This window comes from Bartonella sp. AC62GZZY (genome assembly GCF_042196525.1).
Lineage (GTDB): Bacteria > Pseudomonadota > Alphaproteobacteria > Rhizobiales > Rhizobiaceae > Bartonella.
Map to the genome: position 1 here is coordinate 1 of NZ_JBHIQN010000023.1, position 5,913 is coordinate 5,913.

The window sequence follows — 5,913 nt, forward strand, 5'->3', positions numbered from 1 at the left end:
TCCGTAAGTATAGAGGAAGAAACCGGTTTGTTTTTCCTCTTCTTTTCCTAAGACAGATGTTCTGATATTGGCTAAGAGTGCGTTTTGTTTAGCCATATCGGTTAATCCACTGTAGAAGAGAGCATTTGGCATGACCAAATAGCTTGCTGTTTGTGGTACAGGGGCAACGGTAGGGATATTTGTTTCAGGATCAGGATTTGAACCAGAATTGGAGCCAAGCAGTTCGGGTTGCAAACGGAAATCCCAGAAATTTTCATTCTTTTCATCAAAGAGGTTTTGTGCAATATCGGCTTTGCCTTGGCTTGAGTCTGGTCCATAGGCACGTAGTGTATACATATCCGGTAAGCCACCTCTTGTGGTATAACCATTTACCAGTTTGAAAGAGTTTTCTTCTGCTTTTCCAGAAACTTGAATGAGTGAAAGACCACGGACATTGGCAGCAGCAGAGGTGTTTGCTTCGATATTGTTCTCTTCTAAGCGCCCCGTGACATAAACTGATGTGTTGCCAGAGACATCCCCATGGATCAAAAGTCTATCGGTTTTTTGGTCATTTATTGCAGCACCGTCACTCCATTTTGTGTTGAAGTAAATCTTTGCATCACCCGTTGCATTGTAGACTTCTTGCGTGTCTGGTTTACCAGAACCTATATGCAATGTTTGGTAATGCTCTTCGGTTGGTTTCTCAAAAACAATGGAGCTGTTATCGAGATTAAGCACAGAAACATCAGAACGAGATCTTTGAGCGATATCAAGCAGATTGCCATCATCATCTTTTTCATTTTTGCTGATTTTCAACGTCCACGTTGTATTGTTTTTTAAATCAAAGTGCACATTTCTGTCTTTAGCAATATTTGCTCTGCCTTCTAGAGTAGACTGATCAGTGCTTAAGGTGAAGGTGCCGTTGGAGATCGCTTTAACCTCTTTATCATTCCAATAATTATCGGTTCCCCAAGATTTTGGATTTTCGAAAATACCATCTCCTAATAATACGTCGGCATGGATTTCTGAATTTTTGAGATTGACTGTACCGATTGACAAACTTGGAATATCTTCAATGTTATCGTTAGTAAAAGCTCCAACAAAAATTCCAGTACCATTTTCAGCATGAAGCTCTGCATTAGTCAGATTGATTTCACTGTTTTTACGTTTTTGTGGAACATCTGGATAATCTAGATCAGGATTAGAGAGAGCTATAAATTGCAAACCAGCAACTCCTGCTATCATAGAAGTATTCACGACATCAATATGTCCGTTAAATGCCGCCCATAGTGCAACTTTTTTTGCTTCTATTTTATTTTTCTTCCCATTCTGAAGGGTGTCGGATTGGGTATCTAGACCTTTAGAATTAGCATCAATAGCGCCATTAATCATCTTAATTGTGCTATCTTTACCAATAGCGAGACCAACATCAACATTTTGAATGGTTGTTTTGCCATTTAATTCAACTATACTGTCAGCCTCCCAAGTGTTTACACCAACGGTTGCTGCTTCGGACTCACCACCGATTATTGTTAAATCTCCGCTAATAATTTTACTTCCATCCTCTGCATAAAGACCTTCATCAAAATTTTGAATGGTTGTTTTGCCCGTTAACTGAATTTCACTCCCAGAGCCCGCTGTCCATACACCAGATCGTGCTTCATTGGGGTTGTCATTAATTGCTTTACCACCGACTATTGTTAAATCTCCGCTGGTAATTTTACCACCATTATAGGCTCCAAGACCGTACGAAACTTTTTCAAAGGTTGTATGCCCCTTTAATTGAATTTCACTATTGGGATCAATGGCTATTATACCAGAAGTGCCGTATTCTTGGTTTTCATAAGCAGTTATTGTTAAATCTTCGCTGGTGATTTTACCACCTTTTTCTGCTCTCAGTCCGTCTCTAACTTTTTCAATGCTTGTTTTGCCTTTTAATTCAATTATGCTTCCAAAGCCATGGGCATTTGCACCGTTTCCGAAGTTATCGGTTGTTAGAGTAACATCCGTAATTTCAATACGTCCACCATTTTCTGTAAGTAATGCGCCTTCATGTCCATTCAAACTTCCTCCTATGACAGCCCCTCCTTTCATTGTGATCTTGGATTCTATACCATCTGCATGGAGTCCAGTACCATTAGATGATGCGACTGTAACATTGTTGTTTAAAGTAATGATGCTGCCATTTTGAGCAGATATTGCTGTATTTTTTGCACGAAATGATCCTCCAGACACTGTTATTGTTGAGTGATCCTCTGCAAATATGCCTGTTAGTGCTTGAGTAACGGTTACATTGTTCAAGATTACTGTGCTGTTTTTAGCATTTATTCCTAAGGATAGTGAACTGTTATCGTTTTCACTCGATATTACCACGTCTTCCAGCTTGTTTTTTTTACTCTTACTGTCAGAAAAGGAAGCGCCAGTGCTAGATAAAATGCCAGATGAGGAGGGCCCCATTCCAGAATATGTAATTGTTCCTTTAGTCATTTGAAGTGTAGCACCGTCTTTGGCTTCAAGGCCTAAGAAAATACCAGAACCAGTTCCTTTAATGGTTGTGCCATCCAGTAACTCAATCGCACTGTCAGCACCTTCTGCTGTTACAGCATAGACGGTTTCGTTTGTGCCCTGGTTTATATCTTTATTCGTAACAATGGTTAAATGTTTTCCAATGATTTTGCCACCGTCTTTTGCGTGAATAGTTTCGTAGGTTTTATCGGATACTTCTTGTTGTTTTCCCTCAGAAACTACGAGGGTTTCAGCATGTGCACTGAACTGGATGTTAAATAGGATAATAGCGGCTACAGCCGTGCATGATAAAAGGGATGTTTTATACACTAGTATTCTCCTTATGAGAGCCCCCAAATATTCATTTCCCCGCGAACTTCATAAGAAGAAGTGAAAATGGATAGTTGTTATTAATTTCAGTAATTGTCTTTATTTGGTAAGACATTTTTGGTTTTTTGTCAAAATTAAAAAATAATTGATATTAATTATGTCTAATACAAAATGTATTTATAACTGATTTTATTTAAAGAATTATAATTTTGAATATTATTATTCAGAGAAATATTGTGAGATACTGATATAGTGGTACCATGACATCTTTTACGTGATGGTAGGGATTATTATATGACCCAAATTGGGGTTATGAGGGAACAAAAAAGGATGTAGAAGAAGCTTATAAAAAAGCTAATCTACTTGGGCTTAAAGTGGATTTTCATTTTTCAACACAGTGGTATTAATTTATTTCTAATAGACTTCTCTTTTTCTCAAAGTAGGAAGTACTTTTCATCCACTGGGGATGGAAGTGCTCTGTTGCATTTGTTGTGTCTTGTCTTGGTGATTTTCGTAAAGAACTAAGTATAAAGAGGGAAGGGTGCTTTAAAAGGAAAAAAGATGGCTTTAATGTACAAAAAAGGCAGCATATTGTGGCTGCCCTTTTGTTAAATTGAATAGAATGAATAGGCTATTTTTATAGCCTTGTATTAAAACTGATAGCGTATGCCACCTGAAAAGCTTGCACCACTTATACCAGTTTTCTGAAGCTTTTGTCGATAGCTTACATCACCGTAAAGAGAGAAGTTGTGAGATAGTCGCGCATTGATACCAATTCCTCCCTCAATTGCTGTTCCCATGGGATCAAGGTTAAAATTCTTGCTCATTTGTACTTTTCCATTATCACCAAAGGTTTTGATCAAGTTTACTTTTCCATAGAAGGAAAGGGCAGGACCATTTTCAGCAGTCATAATGGTTTTGGTTAAACGTCCACCAACACGGATCAACCATTGAGAAGGATTTTTCATATCAACGGTAAAATTATCAGCATCTTCAATGGTATTAAACATCAAATGTTGATAAGCAAGTTGTGCTTGAGGCTCGAAGGTTAAGCCTTCCATTCCGGTTGCAAACTCTTTGCCAACAGTGGTGGAGATACTCAACATTTTGGCATTTTTCAACTTTGCGGTTTTGCCAATGATAGCATTGCCGATATCTCCTTTTAGAATTCCATAGGATAACAGTGTATCTATATAGAAACCATTGTCATGCTGCACGCTGCCATAAGCTGTTAGTGACCATTTATCCAATGTGCTCTCACTGACATCATCCATATCCTTTGGAGTGAAAGATAGCCGCCCATAGGTGCCTACAAGACCGAAATGTGTCGTGGTATTTTGTCCTTCTAATACCGCTAATGTGACACCGGCTTGGAGAGCAGCATAACGGACATCAGCACCATAACCATATTTAAGGGGACCACGTTTCGAGGATAAGGTTCCTTTACCCCCATAGGTAGAGAGGAAGAAACTGTTTTTTAGATTTTTCTGCTCTCCCAAGACTGTTGTTCTCATATTGGCTAAAAGTGCATTTTGCTTGGCCATATCGGCCAATCCAGTATAAAAGAAAGCATTTGGCATAACCAAATAGCTTGCCATTTGTGGTACAACTGCTCTTACTTTTGAATCGGGGTTAAGAAATTCAGACTGCAAGCGAAAATCCCAGAAATCTTTATCCTTTTCATCGAATAAGTTTTGGTTAGCATTGGCCTTGCCATAACTTGATACTGGTCCATAGGCAGTCAGCGTATATTTATAAGGAGTTCCTCCTATGGTGGTATAGCCATTTTTCAATTTAAAGGAGTCTTCTTTTGCTTCTCCAGAAACTTGAATAAGTGAAAGTCCACCTATATTGGAAGGAGCAGAAGCATTTTCTACACTCTCTTTATCCCCTGAAGAACTTTTGACGTAAACTGTTGTGGTGCCTGCTACATCACCGTGAATGAGAAGCCTATCGGTTTTTTGTGCATCTATTGCAACACCATCACTCCATATAGCGTTGAAATGAATTTCTGCCTCACCAGAGGCATTATAGACTGCTAGAGTGGTTGGTATTCCAGATCCTACATGCAATGTATGATAATGATCTTCTACCAGTCCATTGAAAACAATAGAACTATCATTGAGATTGAGTACAGAAATATCAGAACGTGACCTTTGAGCAATAGCAAGCAGTTTTCCATCATCATCGGTTTCTTTTGTACTGGTTTTCAATATCCATGTTGTCTTGTTTGCCAAATCAAAGCGTACAGTTCTGTTTTCTGCAATTTTTGCTCTTCCCTTTAATACCGAGTTATTAGCATTTAGTGTAAAAGCAAAGTTATTTTCTTTAGTTGAATCTTTTGCCGCTAATAAAATATCGGCACTGATTTCTGAATTTTTGAGATTGGCTATACCGATTGATTGGTCTGCATTAATTCCAATACTATTTTCAGTGCGAATCTTTGTATTTGTCAAGTTGATTTCTAAGGTGTTATCGTCCTCGGATTTATCAAATGTTATGCCACTGTTTTCTGCTGTTGCAGAAACATTTGTTACATCAATATATCCGCTATTTTTTACAACAAATGCTGATCCTTTTGCTGCTACGGTCCCTCCATTCATTTTAATCGCGCCACCGTTTTCTGCATAAAGCCCGATGAAAGTATTGCTAATCGCTGTATTTCCATACAATTCAATTAAGCTGTTAGGATTGCTGGTAGCTGCACCGTATCCGTTACCATCCATCGTTGTTAGAGCAACGTCTGTGACCTTAATATGTCCACCATTCATTGCGAACAATGCCATGGTTTTCGCAGTTACTGTTCCCCCAGTCATTATGATTGTGCCACTATTTTCTGCATCAAGTCCGGTTACAGCATTATCAATAGTTGTCTTCCCATACAATTCAATCAAGCTGTTAGGATCGGTGGTAGCTGCGCCATAGTTACCATTTGTTGTTGTTAGAGCAACATCTGTAACCTTAATATGCCCACCGTTTTTTGCAAGCAATGCCATGTTTACAGCGGTTACAGTTCCTCCCTTCATTGTGATTGCCCCACTATTTTCTGCATTAAGCCCGATGAAAGCATTATTAATTGTTGTTTTGCCTTGCAATTCG

The 5,913-nt window shown here is 38.7% G+C and carries 2 protein-coding genes; both read right to left on the reverse strand.

All coding sequences use genetic code 11. The features are described from left to right. Positions 1–2,814: autotransporter outer membrane beta-barrel domain-containing protein (locus ACFIML_RS08445; RefSeq protein ID WP_375686783.1), on the reverse strand; the 2,814-nt coding region annotated here is incomplete at its 3' end. Between the two features lie 650 nt (positions 2,815–3,464). Next, positions 3,465–5,913 (reverse strand): autotransporter outer membrane beta-barrel domain-containing protein (locus tag ACFIML_RS08450; RefSeq protein WP_375687917.1); only part of this gene is annotated, 2,449 nt, incomplete at its 5' end.